Below are 16,668 nucleotides of genomic sequence, written 5' to 3' on the forward strand. Positions count from 1 at the left end.
CGGCTATAGGTGTAGCCGCGGCAAATCCACTTTGCCCGGCCAATCGTAACTTCGTCCCATGCCCGCAGTTAGTAAGAAACCTTCCGCACCCGTCCCCAAGGCCGCACCACTGGCCGACTCCATCCGCATCCGCAATGTTCGTCAGAACAATCTGAAGGGCATTGATCTCGACCTGCCGCTAAATCAGTTGATTGTCGTCACCGGTCCCAGCGGATCGGGCAAGTCCTCGCTCGCTTTCGACACGATCTACGCCGAGGGCCAGCGACGTTACGTGGAGACGTTCTCGCCTTACACGCGGCAATTTCTCGACCGCATGGACAAGCCGCGGGTGGACGAGATTCTCGGCATCCCGCCCGCCATCGCCATCGAGCAGAAAAACGGCGTTCGCACCACGCGCTCGACCGTCGGGACGATGACGGAGATTAACGATTACCTGAAACTTCTCGTGCCACGGCTGGCGCGGGCGTTTTGTCCGATTTGCGACCGGGAAATTCGACCCGAGACAGCACAGTCGATCGTCACTCAACTCCAAAAAGAGCACGCCGGTGAGACGATTCTCATCACCTTTGGCGTGCCCGTTCCGCCGAACACTAAGCCGGCGGATTTCTTCAAATTTCTCACCGCCCAAGGCTATCTCCGCATCTGGCGCGATGGAAAAATGCATCGCACCGACGAGGCGCCGACGCTCACCGCCCTGCACGGCGTCGTGGAAGTCGTCCAGGACCGGATAACAGTGCAACCCGACTCATTTTCCCGGCTCACCGAGGCGGCGGAAACGGCGCTCAATTTCGGCAAGGGAAAGATTACCGTCACGAATCTCAAGACGCTGGAATCGCAGCCTTTCTCCAAAGGCTGGCACTGCGCGCATTGCGACGAAACGATCCGCCCGCCATCGCCGGGACTTTTTTCCTTTAACAATCCGCTCGGCGCGTGCCCGACCTGCCGTGGTTTTGGCCGCACGATTGGGCTCGATCTCGACCGTGCGCTGCCCGACAAATCGCTGAGCATCGCCGAGGGCGTGGTGAAGCCGTTCCAGAGCGGACAATCCAAGGAATGCCAGTCCGATCTGATGCGCCATGCCCAGCGCAATCTGGTCGATGTTTATTGTCCGTTTGCCGAGCTTTCCCCTGCCGATCAAAAATGGGTGCTCCAAGGCGAGGGAGGCATCGATGTTAGCAACGAGGAACTCTGGAAAAACGACCAATGGTATGGCGTGAAAGGTTTCTTCGACTGGATGGAGGCGCGCACTTACAAAATGCACATCCGCGTTTTCCTCAGCCGCTACCGCGCCTACACCGAGTGCCCGGATTGTCATGGTGGCCGCTTCCAACCCGCGACGCTGAACTATCAATTGGTCGATCAAGCGGGGAAACGCTATACGCTTCCGCAGCTGAGCCGAACGCCGGTGAGACAACTGGCAACTTTGTTAGAAACCTTCCTGGTTCCAGCGGCGGACAAGACGGGCACGATGATTCGTGGCGAAGTCGTTTCTCGCCTGCGCTATCTCGACGAGGTCGGCCTCGGCTACCTCGATCTCGACCGCAGCACGCGCACGCTTTCCGGCGGCGAAGTCGAGCGCGTCACGCTCACCACTTGTCTCGGAGCGTCGTTGGTTAACACCTTGTTCGTCATGGACGAGCCGACGGTAGGGCTGCATCCGCGCGATGTTAGCAAACTGATAGGAGTCATGCAGCAGTTGCGCAACAAGGGCAACACTTTGTTAGTCGTCGAACACGAGGAGGCGGTCATCCGCTCTGCCGACTATCTGATCGACATCGGCCCAGGTCGCGGCAACGACGGAGGCGAGCTGGTCTTCGCTGGAAACGCATCGGAGTTGCATAGTAATCAGCGCTCGCTCACCGCTGCGTATTTGTATGGCCGCAAATCCATTCCAGTTCCAGTCAAACGTCGCAAAGCCAAAGCCTGGCTCACCGTCAAAGGTGCCACCGAAAACAACCTGCGCGACATCGACGTCAAGTTTCCGCTGGGACTTTTCACCTGCGTCACTGGCGTTTCCGGCAGTGGAAAATCCAGTCTCGTACACACGGTTCTCCACGAAAATCTGCTTCGCATCAAAGGCCTGCCAACCGGAGAAGTTATTGGGCATTGCCGCAGCATATTAGGAGGCCACGCCGTTGATCAGGTCGTGATGGTCGACCAGTCGCCGCTCGCCCGCAGCCCGCGCTCCACGCCAGCCGTTTACTTGGGAGTCTTCGACGAGTTGCGCAAACAATTTGCCGACAGTTCCGCGGCGCAGGCGGCGGGATTTACCGCCAGCACGTTCTCCTTCAACAGCGGAACTGGGCGCTGCCAGCGCTGCAATGGACTCGGCTATGAAAAGGTTGAGATGCAGTTTCTCAGCGATCTTTTCATCCGTTGCTCCGAGTGCGAAGGGAAACGCTACCAGCCGCATGTTCTAGCCATTCAACTCCACGGAAAATCGATTCACGATGTCCTAGAACTAACTGTTAGTGAAGCCATCGCGTTTTTCACCGAACATGGAGCTAACAAAAAGATTTTGGAACCTTTCCGCACCTTGGAAAGCGTCGGCCTCGGCTACCTGAAACTCGGCCAGCCGGTCAACGTCCTGAGTGGCGGAGAAAGCCAGCGACTCAAGTTAGTCGGACATCTCGTAGAGAAGTCTAACCTGCACCAGAAGTCGCTCCTCATTTTCGACGAACCGACCACTGGACTTCATTTCGATGATGTCGCGCTGTTGTTGAACGTCTTCCAAAAGCTAGTCGATGCAGGCAACACTCTCATTGTCATCGAGCACAATCTCGAGGTCATCAAAAGCGCCGATCACGTCATTGACCTCGGCCCCGAAGCTGGCGAGGAGGGAGGCCTGATCATCGCCGAGGGTACTCCAGAGCAGGTATCTAACATTAAGGAATCCCACACCGGACGCTACCTGCGCGGCGTGCTCCAGGGGACTCGCGTCAGGGAGGAAATCATTCCCCGTCCGGTCGGTTTCAAGGGGCAATCCTCCGGCATCACCATCCACGGCGCGCGCGAACATAACCTCAAAAACTTCACCGTTACCCTGCCACGCGAGAAGATGATCACGATCACCGGCCTGAGCGGATCTGGAAAATCCACGCTCGCCTTCGACATTCTTTTTGCCGAGGGCCAGCGCCGCTTTCTCGACAGCATGTCGCCCTACGCGCGGCAATTTGTCGAGCAGTTGGAGAAGCCCGATGTCGATCACATCGAGGGGCTTCCTCCTAGCGTCGCCATCGAGCAGCGCATCACGCGCGGCGGCGGAAAATCGACGGTTGCGACCGTCACCGAGGTCTATCATTTCCTGCGCCTAATGTTTGCCAAACTCGGCACGCAGTATTGCCCGAAATGTCAGATTCCTGTCGAGGGACAGACCATTCAGCGCATCATCGAGCAAGTGGAAAAGGTCGTCGGAAAGAAGACCTCCTATTTGCTGGCCACGGTCGTGAAAGCTAGAAAAGGCTTCCACACCGATGTGGCCGCGGCGGCAGCCAAGGACGGTTTCGAGACATTGTTAGTCGATGGGAAATTTATTCCTTCTGCTAACTTCGAGAAGCTGGAACGTTTTAAGGAACACACCATCGACATCGTGCTGGCCGACCTGTCGCAAGTGAAGAAGGCTGATGTCAGACCTCTGGTGGAACGCGCACTGCAAATCGGCAAGCGCACCGCCAAAATCTATGTCGCCGGACAGGAGACAATTCTCAGCACGGAGATGACCTGCCCGAAATGTTCGCGCGCCTTCGAGGAACTGGACCCGCGTTTGTTTTCCTTTAACTCGCCTCACGGCTGGTGCACGACTTGCAATGGATTCGGCGAGATTTTTGAGGCCGCCATTAACCTAGACGAAGACGCCTCCATGCTGGAGCGCGAGCTTGCCGAAGAAAAAGCCCACGAGTCAATGGAGGAAGGGGAATCGAAGCCGTGTCACGTCTGCAAAGGGGCGCGTCTGAATGAAGTGGCGCGCAATGTTAGATTGAATGATCTAACCATCGACCGGCTGACCCACGGCAGCGTGCGCGATTCGTTGGAGACCGTGCAAAAGCTAACCTTCCAGAAACAACAGCTAGTCATCTCGGAGGACATCATTCCAGAGATCACGCAGCGGCTGAAGTTCATGGAAAACGTCGGCCTGAGCTATCTGGCGCTGGATCGTTCCGCGAAGACTTTGAGCGGAGGCGAGAGCCAGCGCATCCGGCTCGCGGCGCAGTTAGGTTCCAATCTGCGCGGCGTGCTTTACGTTCTTGATGAGCCGACCATCGGATTGCATCCGCGCGACAACGACGCGTTGTTAGACACTCTCGAAGCGCTCAAAGCCAAGGGCAACACGCTTGTGATTGTCGAGCACGACGAGGAAACCATGCGCCGCTCCGACATCATTGTCGATCTCGGCCCCGGTGCCGGCATGAACGGCGGCGAAGTCGTCGCCCAGGGGACTTTGAGTCAAATCAAAGCCAACAAAAATTCTCAGACCGGACGTTACCTGAAGAAGCCGATGCAGCATCCGTTGTTAGGTTCGCGCCGTTCCCTCGCCAAAGTGGACTGGCTGCAAATCATCAAGGCCGATGTTAACAATCTAAAAAACATCACGGTCAAATTCCCCATCGGTCGGCTCACAGCCATCACGGGAATTTCCGGTTCTGGTAAAAGCACCCTGATGCGCGGCGCACTGCGGCCGGCCGTGGAGGAGGCGCTCAATACCAAAGCCAAAAAAACGGGCAAGTATCCCGATCTCAAAGGTACAGAATTTCTCGAAGCCATCTACGAGGTTGATCAGTCGCCGATCGGCAAATCCTCGCGCTCGATTCCGGCGACTTATATCAAGGTCTTCGACGAAATCCGGCTGCATTTTGCCGCGTTGCCGATGTCGCGGATGCGAGGTTATACTAACAGTCGTTTCTCCTTCAACACCGAGGGCGGACGCTGCGAAACCTGCGCGGGTCAGGGCGTAATCAAGATGGAAATGAACTTCCTGCCGCCAAGCTATGTGCCGTGCGAGGATTGCGGCGAAACCCGCTATAACGCCCAGACTCGCGAGGTGGAATACAATGGTAAAAACATCGGCGACGTAATGAACATGACCATCGCGCAGGCGGCGGAATTTTTCTCCGCCAGCCCAAAAATACATCGCACGCTGAACTTGTTAGTCGAGACGGGCTTGGGTTATCTCAAGCTCGGCCAGCCAAGCCCGACTCTGAGCGGCGGCGAGGCGCAACGACTCAAACTCGTCTCCGAATTGCGCCTCGGAGCGACGCGCGATTATACTAACAAAGTCCGCAAGATGAAGTCCGCCAAGAGCACGCTTTACCTACTGGAAGAACCGACGATCGGACTGCACATGGCCGACGTGGAAATGTTGCTTGGCGTCATCCAGCGGCTCGTCGATGTGGGTCACACGGTGATTGTCATTGAACACAACTTAAACGTCATCGCTGAAGCCGATTACGTGGTGGACATCGGACCGGAAGCCGGATCTGCGGGCGGCGAGCTAGTCGCCTGTGGCACGCCAGAGGAAATCTGCACGAGCAAGACGAGCCGCATCGCGCCCTATCTCAAACGGACTCTGGCAGGCAAATAACTGCGCGGTATCCCTTCACGGAGGGCTTGTCAACGCAGGGCGGCTTGGGGTATTTTCAAAGTAGTCCTCCCCAGGTGTGTCCTTCCCGGCTTTTCATCCCGAAAAAAATGCAGGCAGTTCCGTGCAACAAGCGGCTCTGCTAAAAATCCTTCTCGAGAACAGCCCAGACTGTATCTATTTCAAAGATCTGGAGCGTCGCTTCATTGCCGTCAGCCGTGGCTTGGTGCAAAGACTGGGCCAGCAAAGCGCCAGCGACCTGCTTGGCAAGACCGACTCTGATTTTTTTGGTCAAGAACACGCCCTGGCCACGGCACTGGACGAGCAGGAAATCGTCGAAACGGGCCATCGCATTGTCGGCAAACTGGAGCGTGAGGACCTTCCCGACGGGACGGTCCGATGGGTGGTCTCCACAAAGCTGCCGATGCGTGATGAAAGCGGCAGGATCATCGGGACATTTGGCATTTCCCGCGATTTCACTGCCGAAAAGGAATGGGAGGATCGGCTCAATTCTGAGCGGTCGCTGCTACGGAGCGTCATCGAACACATTCCCGATCCGATCTATGTGAAGGATCTCGCCGGCGTGTATGTCCTCGACAACGGATCGCACCGGTTGTTTTTGGGGCGTCATCAAGAAGAGGAAATTGTAGGGAAAACTTCCCACGATTTTTTTCCCAAGGAGCAGGCATTGAAATTTGAAGGTGATGACCAGCGAACGCTCGAAAGCGGTATTCCGCTGATCAATCGCGAGGAAATCGTCATCCGTTCCGATGGAAGTCGCACCTGGTTTTTGACCACCAAAGTTCCGGTGAAGGGCACTCAGAAAAGCCCTGAGCTTCTGGTTTGCATCGGCCGCAATGTCACACAGCAAAAGCTAGCCGAGGAACGCCTTCTCCAGACCAACGCGGAACTCAGCTCGACCGTAGAAAAACTCAAAGAGGCCCATCAACAACTGCGCGACGTGCAGATGCAACTGGTGGAAGCGGAGAAATTAAAATCCGTCGGACGTTTGGCGGCAGGCGTGGCCCATGAGGTTAAAAATCCGCTCGCTGTCCTTCATTTGGGAGTGGAATTACTACGGCAGACCGTTCCCGCGACCGACGAAGAAAGCGGGGCCGTGCTGGATGAAATGACGAACGCGATTGCCCGCGCAGAGACGGTGGTCCGTGGGTTGTTGGATTTTTCCGCGCCACGCAAACTCCAGCAGGAGGCAGCGGATTTTAACGAGGTCGTGCGCCATTCCCTGCAATTTGTGAGAGGCGAGCTGCGAACGCATCACGTCAAAGTCGCGCTGGAGCTTTCCACAGATCTGCCGTTGATCGAGATGGATCGGCAGAAAATGGAGCAAGTCCTCATCAATCTGTTAACCAATGCCGCCCACGCCATGGCGCTTAAGGGTGGCACGCTGACGATTCGCACCCGGCGCGAACAACTCACCGGGGTCGGCGGGAATGTGGGACACGCCCTCAGCGAAAACTTCCGCATCGGCGAGTGGCTGTTAATTACTGAGATCGAAGACACGGGAACGGGGATTCCAGCGGATAAGCTGGAGCACATTTTTCAACCCTTTTTCACCACCAAAGCCACTGGCAGCGGCACCGGCCTCGGCCTGAGCGTCTCTAAAACCATCATCGCCCTTCACGGGGGCATAATCTCCGTTAAAAACGTCCCCGGCAGCGGCGCTTGTTTCAGTATTTTTCTTCCCACCCCATAACCATGAAACTCAAACGCATCCTCATCATCGACGACGAAGTCGGCTTCACCAAACTCCTGAAGTTGACCCTCGAACGCACCCATCTGTATCAAGTGCAGGTGGAAAACAACTCCACCCAGGCTCTGGAAGCCGCACGCGCCTTTCTCCCGGAACTCATCCTCCTGGACGTAATCATGCCAGACGCCGACGGCGGCGACGTGGCCGCGCGCTTCAAAAGCGATCCGGTCATGAAAAAAGTGCCCATCATTTTTCTCACGGCGATGATTTCGCCTTCTGAAAAAAAACCGGGCGAATTAATCAGCGGCTATCCGTATCTCGCGAAACCCGTCAGCATTCCCGACCTGATCCGAACGATTGAGCGCAACCTCATCAAAAAGCCGGCTCCGTCGAGTCTCGGTAGTGGTTGATTTCCTCCTGGCACCTCCGTACACTATCCGCCTCATGGCCATACCCAAGATCGATCCCGCCCTGCATCAGGTTCGCAAACCGGATTGGATCAAGGTGCGACTTCCGTCGAATCCGAAATTTTTCTCAACGAAGGCGCTGATGTCGGACCTGAAATTGGTGACCGTCTGCGAGGAAGCCCAATGTCCGAATCGCTGGGAATGCTGGAGCCAGGGCACGGCTACTTTCATGATTGCCGGGGAACGCTGCACGCGCGCCTGTGGTTTTTGTGCGGTGAGCACGGCGAAACCGCTCGCGCTGGAAGCCGACGAACCCACTCGTGTGGCCGAGGCGGTGAGCCGGATGGATTTGAAACACGTCGTGATCACGGCAGTGGCCCGCGACGATTTGGCTGACGGCGGCGCGGCGCATTTTGCGAAAACGATTGAGGCCGTTCGTGCGACCGATCCGAAGCTGGTGATCGAAGTATTGACGCCCGACTTCAATGGCAATGACGCCGCCATTCAAATGGTACTCGACGCAGGGCCGCAGATTTTCAATCACAACCTCGAGACGGTGGAACGACTCACGCCGCTAGTGCGCTCGCGGGCGAAATACCGGCTCTCGCTCGACGTTTTGCGCCGTGTGAAGGCGATGCAACCCGGGATCGTGACCAAGAGCGGCATCATGCTCGGCCTCGGCGAGGAGGAGAATGAGTTGTTTCAGGCAATGGACGATTTGCGCGAGTCCGGCGTGCAGGTTTTAACCCTCGGCCAATACTTGCGGCCAACGCCGAATCACCTGCCGGTCGTGGAATACATCACGCCGGAAACCTTCGACAATTACGGCGAGATCGCTCGCAAAAAAGGCTTCGAGTTTGTCGCCAGCGGACCGCTCGTGCGCAGCTCGTATCACGCGGGCGATGTCGATTTAACGACTCTCGGAAACAGTGGCGCCGCCGCCTAAAATCGCCGTCCTCATCCCCGGTTACCGCGAGGAAGCCGCCATCGGGAAAGTCATCGCCGGAGTCAAAAAATATCTCGACCACGTTTTAATGGTCGATGACGGTTCGCCCGACGAGACGGCGGAACGGGCGCGTCAGGCGGGTGCCGAGGTCATCGTGCATTCCAGAAACCAAGGCAAAGGTGCGTCGCTCAAGACCGGACTGCGCACGTTGGAATCGCGCGGGGTGGATTATTTTCTGGTGATGGATTCCGACGGACAGCACGACCCGGACGACATTCCTCATTTCATCGCCGCCGCCAATGAAATGGAAGTCGCCGTGTTTTGCGGCAACCGCATGGGCGATCTAACTGCCATGCCACTGGTGCGAAAGCTGACCAATAAATTCATGTCTTGGCGGATCAGCCGCGCTTGTGGGCAGGCTATTCCAGACAGCCAATGCGGCTTCCGAATGTATCGCCGCGACACGCTGGTGCATCTGCTTTGCGAGACGAATAATTTCGATTACGAGACGGAAACGCTCCTGCTGATTGCCCGTCACGGACTCAAAATCGGATCAGTCCCAGTGAGGACGATTTACGGGAATGAAAAGAGCAAAATCCATCCGCTTCGGGACACGATCCGCTTTTTCCGGCTGATGCATCGGTATCGTCGCTAAAGCAAAAGGCGTGGTTTTAAGCCACGCCTTTTTGAGTTTGAGTCGAATCAGACTGCGGTCGCAGGCTGCGGCGGTTCGGGTTCCTGAACCACGAACTCGATGTCGCGCGGGCCTTTTTTGGCAATCAAGGTGTCGCCGGTTTTCACCGTGCCCTTGAGCAATTCCTCCGCCAGCGGGTCTTCCAAGTAACGCTCGACTGCACGCCGCATCGGACGCGCGCCGTAGGCTGGGTCGTATCCTTTTTCGATGAGAAATTCGACAGCAGACGGATCAAGGGTGATATGGATTTCCTTGTATTTGAGACGCTTAACGGTCTTCGCGACTTCGAGATCGACGATCTGGGCGAGGTCGGCTTTTTCCAATGTATGGAAAACAATCAAGTCGTCCAGACGGTTGATGAACTCCGGTTTGAAGACGCGTTTCGCTTCTTCGAGGATTTTCTCGCGCATTAGATCGTAGTTGTGCTCATTGCGTGGCGCACCGAAGCCCATCGTGGTCTGGCGTTTGATCGTCTCGGCTCCGACGTTCGAGGTCATAATGATGATCGTATTTCTGAAGTCGATTTTGCGTCCGAGCGAATCGGTGATTTTTCCCTCCTCCAAAATCTGGAGCATGAGATTCATCACATCAGGGTGCGCTTTTTCCACTTCATCGAACAGCACGACGCTGTAAGGACGACGGCGCACGGCCTCGGAAAGCTGGCCGCCCTCCTCGTATCCGACGTAGCCCGGAGGCGAACCGATCAGGCGTGAGGCGGTGAATTTCTCCATGTATTCGGACATGTCGATCTGGATGATGGCATCCTGATCGCCGAACATGAATTCAGCTAAAGTCCTCGCCAGGAAGGTTTTACCCACGCCCGTGGGGCCGAGGAAAATGAAGGACCCAATCGGGCGGCGCGGATCTTTCAAGTCCGCGCGGCTGCGGCGCAAGGCCTTGCTCACCGCGATGACCGCCTCGTTCTGGCCGATGACGCTGTTTTTCAACTCCGTCTCCATGGTCAGGAGCTTGGTCATTTCCTTTTGCTCCATCCGATTCAGCGGCACGCCGGTCCACTTGGAAACGATGTGCATCATGTCGTCTTCGGTCACGAGCACCTCCTTCTCCTCGCGCTGTTCGCGCCATTGAGTCAGAATGGATTCGAGCTTCTCCTTGGCCTGTTTTTCGGTGTCGCGCAGGGCGGCGGCTTTTTCAAAATCCTGGGCCTTGATCGCGCCTTCCTTGTCGGCCTTGATCGACTCGATCTCGGCTTCGATGTCCTTCACATTCGGCGGGCGCGTCATGGAATTAATCCGGGCGCGGGCACCGGCTTCATCCATCACGTCGATCGCCTTGTCTGGCAGAAAACGATTCGTCAGATAACGATCCGAGAGCTTCGCGGCAAATTCGAGCGCGGCGTCGGTGAGCTTGGCCTTGTGGTGCGCCTCGTATTTTGGACGGAGCCCCTTCAAAATCTCGATGGTTTCCTCGACGCTCGGGGCCTCGACTTTCACGGTCTGGAAACGGCGTTCCAGAGCGGCGTCTTTCTCGATGTATTTGCGGTACTCGGTCAGCGTAGTCGCGCCAATGCACTGCAACTCGCCCCGGCTCAGCGCGGGCTTGATGATGTTCGACGCATCCATAGCGCCCTCGGCGGAACCAGCGCCCACAATTGTGTGCAACTCGTCGATAAAAAGGAGAACGTTCTTCGTCCGGCGGATCTCGTCCATGACGGCTTTGATGCGCTCCTCAAACTGGCCGCGATATTTCGTCCCGGCGACCATGAGGGCCAAGTCGAGTGTGATCACTTTCTTGTCGCGCAGCAGTTCGGGAACGTTGCCGCTCGCGATTTCCTGCGCCAAACCTTCAGCGATCGCCGTTTTGCCAACGCCAGCCTCGCCGAGCAAGACGGGGTTGTTCTTGGTGCGGCGGCAGAGAATTTGAATGACGCGCTCAATCTCGTTTTTGCGTCCGATGACCGGGTCCAACTCGCCTTTCTTGGCGATCTCAGTCAGGTCACGTCCAAACGCGCGCAGCGCAGGCGTTTTCACATCTTTCTGCTTGCCGGAACCACCGCCGGACGGCTCTTGAGGAATGTCCGACTCGCCTTCGGGTGGTGTGTAGTTCGGGTCGAGTTCCTTCATGATCTCGCCGCGAGTGCGCTCGATGTCGATTTCCAGCGTCTTCAAAACGCGGGCCGCGACGCCTTCGCCTTCACGGAGGAGTCCCAGTAAAATGTGTTCCGTGCCGACGTAGCTGTGGTTCAGCGTCTTCGCTTCCTTGCCGGCGAGCGCGAGGACTTTTTTCACCCGCGGCGTGTAGGGAATATTCCCGACCATCTTGGTCTCAGGACCGGAGCCGACCTGTTTTTCGACTTCCATCCGGACGGTTTCGAGGTCGAGTCCCATTTTTTGCAATACGTTGACCGCGACGCCTTGGCCGAGTTTGATCAAGCCGAGCAAGAGATGCTCAGTGCCCACGTAATTGTGGTTGAAACGATCCGCTTCTTTGCGGGCTAGAGCCAGGACCTGTTGAGCACGAGGAGTGAAATTATTCATCATTTTTGGGTTCTGGAAGCCGGGTTATTCCGGCAACTAATAACTTATATCAGCGTTGGCAGAAGACTGCAACTTACTGACAACAAAGGCACGAGGCTACCCGGCGTTTCCCGCGCCTACTAAACAACAATCAACGGGCGCCCATCGGGGCTTCCAGATGTACGGGCTGGCTGGTCGAACCGACCTCACCTGAACGGGTGGTGCCGCGCTTGAAAAGCAGTTTGGCCGAACGAATCTCCACGCCATCGGGTGACTCGGCGACGATTGGAATTTCAAATTCCCCATCGGGCAGCCGGAAGTGGTAGCGGAAGCTGCCGTCCTTCGCGAGGGCGATTTCCTTGCCATCGATCCAGACGGTCGCATCAGGATGCGTGCCGCCGTAGAAAATGACCTCGGCATTCACGTGCATGAAAAAGTCCCGGCTCTCGCCGCCAAACGGCTGCGCGCTCCAGCTCGAACCCAAGGCTCCCGACCAGCTGGATTCGCCGCCGACGGCGGTGACCCAACTCGATTCACCGGACCAGCTTGCTCCGATTCCACTGAAAAGACTGCTCTCGTGCCAGGTCGAGCCGACGAGGTTTTGCAGGAACGACATTTCGCTGGAACTCGGCGAGCTGAGCGATTCCGAAAGCGCCTCGGCGAGACGTTTGCGGAAAATCTGGTCGATGTCCGCCGAGCCGAGGCTGATCTGGGAAACGAGGTCCGAACCAACCAGGGTCTCGAGCAGATTGCGCTGCTCGTCCGTCCAGTCGCTGGCGATTTGTTGGAGGTTTTTCGTCGCATCGCCCTGCAACCGGGCCAGCGATCTCACCAGCGAACTGCCGGCTTCCATGTCGTTCTGAACCATTTCCAGCATTCGATTGAAACTCAAATGGAAGGGCACTGAGGCAAATTCCGCCTGGCCTTCGGTGAATGTATCGGCGGGCGCGAGGGCGATATTCGACGTGCCGACGACGGACCATTTCGAGCGAACATCATTGAAACCCAACTCGACGTAATAGGGCACGCCGGCGTCGTTGATCGGGAAATACCAATTTTTCGCCTGCGTGTTGACGCGGATTTGATCGGTCAACTCGCCCTTTTCCGTGTAAACCTTCAGATAAAAAGTCGCCTCGTCCTCGACCATCAGACTGCGGTCGAAACTTTCCAGATCGAGATCCCAATAAACGAAAAGCCAGTGCGGATCGCGGGCGGCGAGATAAATCTGGCCCGTCTGATAGGAAGCGGGCAATTCGCCGAGGTTTTCGTAGCCTGCGGCGCTGGCGGAACTGGTGGCCAGGGCCGGCTCCTCAATGGGAATCTCCGGGATGGCTTCCACGGCCGCGGGAGTGACGACCCGACTGGCGATGGTTGGTTCGGTGCTGATTTTGAAAGGCTGCTCGCTGGTTTCAGCTTCGTCTAGCCTGGATGTTTTTGGATCGTTTCCCATGGATTCCTTCGTTTGATTTTTTTACAACTGCGTTTGGCCAGCCCTGTCCGGCAAAACGCTGGCAGAATTACAAACTTTAGGCATTTATGGCAATGAAAATTTCTTGAGTATGTTCCGCAAAGCACCGTCAGTGTGTGCTTTCCGCAGCCAAAACCCATCCGACTTTCATTTCACTCATGTTTACCAAACGCGTTATTCCCTGTCTTGATGTGACCAATGGACGGGTGGTGAAGGGCACGCAGTTTCTGGAATTGCGCGATGCAGGCGACCCGGTCGAATGCGCCCTCGCCTATAATAATCAGGGTGCGGACGAGCTTGTTTTTCTGGACATCACGGCTTCGTCCGACAATCGCAATACCATGATCGATGTCGTCGAACGCACGGCGGATCAATGTTTCATGCCGCTAACCGTTGGAGGAGGGATTCGCACGGTGGCCGATGTCCGCGCGATGCTCCTGGCCGGAGCGGACAAGGTGAGCATGAACACGGCGGCGATTGCGAATCCGGGTCTGATTAGCGCGGCGGCGGAAGGTTTTGGGTCGCAATGTGTCGTCGTCGCCATCGACGCTCGGAAAAACGACCGCGGCGGCTGGACGGTTTACACGCATGGCGGGCGCAAGCCGACGGAGCTGGATGCGATTGCCTGGGCAATCGAGGCCGAAAAACGCGGCGCGGGTGAGATTCTACTCACGAGCATGGACGCCGACGGCACAAAGGACGGCTACGATCTCGCGCTGACCGCAGCCGTGAGCGAGCGTATCGGCATTCCCGTGATCGCCAGCGGCGGTGCGGGAAAACTGGAGCATCTGGCCCGCGTGCTCGACGAAGGAAAAGCCGACGCCGTGCTCGCAGCGAGCATTTTCCATTTTGGAGAATTCACCGTCGGAGACGTGAAACGCTACCTCCGCGCCCAAGGCGTGCCGGTGCGACTGGAGTAGGCCTTAATACTAGAAGCGCTAAGATTCAGGTGACGGGATTTTTGATTTGAGTTAGATTCGACTTCAACAACCCGGAGGAATTATGGCAAAAGGAAATAACAGTCATCGCAAGGAAGTGAAGAAGCCCAAAAAGAAGACGCTTCCCGGACAGGTCCAGCCACCGTCGAAAAACTAGAGCGGAATCAGGGCCCCTATTGAGTTGGGGAAACTACTCGGCGAATTGCAGGCTGTGGAGCGTGGCGTAAAGACCGTTTTGCGCCATCAAGGTGGCGTGCGTTCCTTGCTCGACCACGCGGCCAGCGTCCATCACGAGAATTTCATTCGCCTTCACGATGGTGCTCAGCCGGTGCGCGATGACCAGCGTCGTGCGGCTGCTCATGAGACGTTCGAGCGCTTCCTGAATGAGCCGCTCGGAGACGCTGTCGAGTGCCGACGTCGCCTCGTCGAGAATGAGGATGCGCGGGTTTTTTAAGATCACCCGGGCGATGGCGATGCGCTGACGCTGCCCGCCGGAAAGGGTGACGCCCCGTTCGCCGATCTCGGAGTTGTAGCTGTTGGCAAATTTCTCGATGAAGTCGTGCGCGTTCGCCGCCCGGGCAGCCTCGATCATTTCCTCGTCGGTGGCGTCGGGTTTGCCGTATTTGATGTTTTCGCGGATGGAGCCGGAAAAAAGGATGTTTTCCTGCATGACGATCCCGATCTGGCGGCGGAGCGACTGGACGTTGAAGTCGCGGATGTCCCGTCCGTCGATCAATATCCGGCCCTCGGTCGCCTCGTAAAACCGTGCGAGCAGGGTGATGATGGTGCTTTTTCCCGCGCCGCTCGGGCCGACCAGCGCCAGCATTTTCCCCGGAGCCACGGCGAAATGGACATCGCGTAACGTGTCCTGATGCGACTTGTAGCCAAATGAAACGTGATCAAAAGTCACCTCGCCGCGCACCGTCGGCAGCGCGGGCAGCAGGTCGTTTTCCGGCACGGCAGGCTGCGTGTCCATGACATTGAAGATTTGTTCCAGCGCGACGACGGCGGTCTGAATCACGGAATTCGCGTCCACGATCCGGGTGATCGGCGTGTAGAGGAGGGCGAGATAGAAATTAAAGGCGACGAGCTGGCCCACGGTGAATCCGTCGATGTGATGCCAGGCCAGCCACGAGCCGTAGCCGAGCACGACCAAAGTCCCGAGGCCGGTGACGAGTTCCGCGCCGCCGCCAAGCAGTCCGTTGCGCCAGAGGAGGCGGGTGAAATTAACGAGGTCCTTTTCGATGCGGAGGTTGAATTGGTTCATCTCGATTTCCTCCGTGGCGAAGGCGCGCACGAGCCGAGACGAGGCGATGCGCTCGTTGAGAAACCCGATTACTTTGTCCCAGTTGCGCCGGTGGCGGCGTGCCTCGACCCGCAAACGGCGGCGATGCCAGAAGAAGTTCATCAAGAACAACGGCAGCACGCAGTAGGTGACGAGCGCCAGTTTCCAATGCGTGCAGGCGAGCACCACAAGGACGCCGCTGACGGTAACGAGGTCGCCGATGAGGTTGACCGACGCGCCTGAGACGAGGCTAAACATGGCCCCGGTGTCGTTGGCAACGCGGGTGACGATTTTCCCCGTTTGCCGCTCATCGTAGAAACGCAGGGAGAGCTTCTGGAGGTGCGCGAAAATGTTGATCCGCATGTCGCAGGTCACGCGCATCCCGGTTTTTTGCAGAAGATAATTGCGGGCGAGCGTGGCGAAGACTTTGAAAACCACCGCCGCTGAGAAGCCGGCGAGGAGCCAGAGGATTCCGCTCCAGGGCTGCGTGCGCGTGACCCGGTCGATGACGGCTCCGACCAGATACGGACGGACGAGTTCGAGCGCGGCGACGGTCAATAAAAGCAGCAGAACGACCAAAAACCGCCCGCGATAGGGCACGAGATAACTAAAAAACCGTCGCAGAATCCGAAAGGTGTCGTCGCGGGAGTGGCGTCTGCGCATGGCACTGATGAATAGCACCGGAAATGTGGACCTCCATGAATATCTAACTAATTCACTCCCGCAGCGGAGGAGGGATTCCGTGATTGGAATGAAACTCGTATCGCGGAAATGCGAGCGCAGTTTCACTCGACTCGTCCGCGCATTTTCTTCGTGTCGCCGCGGCGTTTCTTCTGCTGGAGGATGCGCTCCTTCAGTCCGCGCGGCTTCGGGCGGTTGGCGCGTTTCACTTTTTCCCGCTCCGATTTCAATGCAGCCCGGCTGGCGGCCCGCTGTTCTTTGATTGTGGCAATGAGGCGTTCGCGAGCGAGCTGCCGATTCGAGAGTTGCGAACGATGATCCTGCACGCTCACTTGCAGTCCACTGGGACGATGGACCAGCGTGACGGACGTGCTGACTTTGTTGACGTTCTGCCCGCCCGGCCCCGAGGAACGTTTGAAGGTTTCCTCAACGTCCTCGATGCGCAGCCCGAGCTTGCGGAGGGCGGCGGCAAATTCGGTGTCCATC

At 57.2% G+C, this 16,668-nt stretch carries 10 protein-coding genes; 6 read left to right on the forward strand and 4 right to left on the reverse strand.

The genetic code is table 11. The features are described 5' to 3' along the window. Positions 1–58: 58 nt before the first annotated feature. The 5 genes from uvrA to ABIT76_01415 all read left to right on the forward strand — a co-directional run bounded on the left by uvrA (position 59) and on the right by ABIT76_01415 (position 9,294). On the forward strand, positions 59–5,578 hold the full coding sequence (uvrA, locus tag ABIT76_01395) for an excinuclease ABC subunit UvrA (protein MEO7931790.1): 5,520 nt from the start codon (positions 59–61) through the stop codon (positions 5,576–5,578). A 76-nt stretch (positions 5,579–5,654) separates the two neighbouring features. Continuing rightward, positions 5,655–7,289 (forward strand): PAS domain-containing protein, encoded by a 1,635-nt coding sequence (locus tag ABIT76_01400; protein MEO7931791.1) that lies wholly within the window; start codon positions 5,655–5,657, stop codon positions 7,287–7,289. A gap of 2 nt (positions 7,290–7,291) precedes the next feature. Continuing rightward, on the forward strand, positions 7,292–7,696 hold the full coding sequence (locus ABIT76_01405) for a response regulator (protein MEO7931792.1): 405 nt from the start codon (positions 7,292–7,294) through the stop codon (positions 7,694–7,696). Between the two features lie 34 nt (positions 7,697–7,730). Beyond that, positions 7,731–8,639, forward strand: coding sequence for a lipoyl synthase (lipA, locus tag ABIT76_01410; GenBank protein MEO7931793.1), 909 nt, complete (start codon positions 7,731–7,733; stop codon positions 8,637–8,639). After that, a complete protein-coding gene (locus ABIT76_01415) occupies positions 8,623–9,294 on the forward strand; it encodes a glycosyltransferase family 2 protein (GenBank protein ID MEO7931794.1) in 672 nt (223 codons plus the stop codon). The genes lipA and ABIT76_01415 overlap by 17 nt, the downstream gene beginning before the upstream one ends. A gap of 47 nt (positions 9,295–9,341) precedes the next feature. Here the strand turns inward: ABIT76_01415 and ABIT76_01420 are convergent, their stop codons facing one another. Continuing rightward, complete coding sequence (locus ABIT76_01420; GenBank protein ID MEO7931795.1) at positions 9,342–11,831, reverse strand: ATP-dependent Clp protease ATP-binding subunit; 2,490 nt, start codon at positions 11,829–11,831, stop codon at positions 9,342–9,344. Between the two features lie 130 nt (positions 11,832–11,961). After that, positions 11,962–13,260, reverse strand: coding sequence for a DUF4912 domain-containing protein (locus ABIT76_01425; GenBank protein ID MEO7931796.1), 1,299 nt, complete (start codon positions 13,258–13,260; stop codon positions 11,962–11,964). A gap of 176 nt (positions 13,261–13,436) precedes the next feature. Between ABIT76_01425 and hisF the strand changes: the two genes are divergently transcribed. Further along, positions 13,437–14,198 carry an imidazole glycerol phosphate synthase subunit HisF gene (hisF, locus tag ABIT76_01430; GenBank protein MEO7931797.1) on the forward strand — a complete coding sequence of 254 codons (762 nt, stop codon included), beginning with the start codon at positions 13,437–13,439 and terminating at the stop codon, positions 14,196–14,198. 208 nt (positions 14,199–14,406) lie between these two features. Here hisF and ABIT76_01435 read toward each other — a convergent pair whose 3' ends face one another. After that, positions 14,407–16,164 (reverse strand): ABC transporter ATP-binding protein, encoded by a 1,758-nt coding sequence (locus ABIT76_01435; protein ID MEO7931798.1) that lies wholly within the window; start codon positions 16,162–16,164, stop codon positions 14,407–14,409. A 122-nt stretch (positions 16,165–16,286) separates the two neighbouring features. Beyond that, the gene (locus ABIT76_01440) at positions 16,287–16,667 is read right to left on the reverse strand and encodes a peptide chain release factor-like protein (protein ID MEO7931799.1); all 381 of its coding nucleotides are present in this window, start codon (positions 16,665–16,667) and stop codon (positions 16,287–16,289) included. Between the last annotated feature and the right edge of the window lies 1 nt (position 16,668).

The organism is Chthoniobacterales bacterium (assembly GCA_039930045.1).
Taxonomy (GTDB): Bacteria; Verrucomicrobiota; Verrucomicrobiia; order Chthoniobacterales; family DASVRZ01; genus DASVRZ01.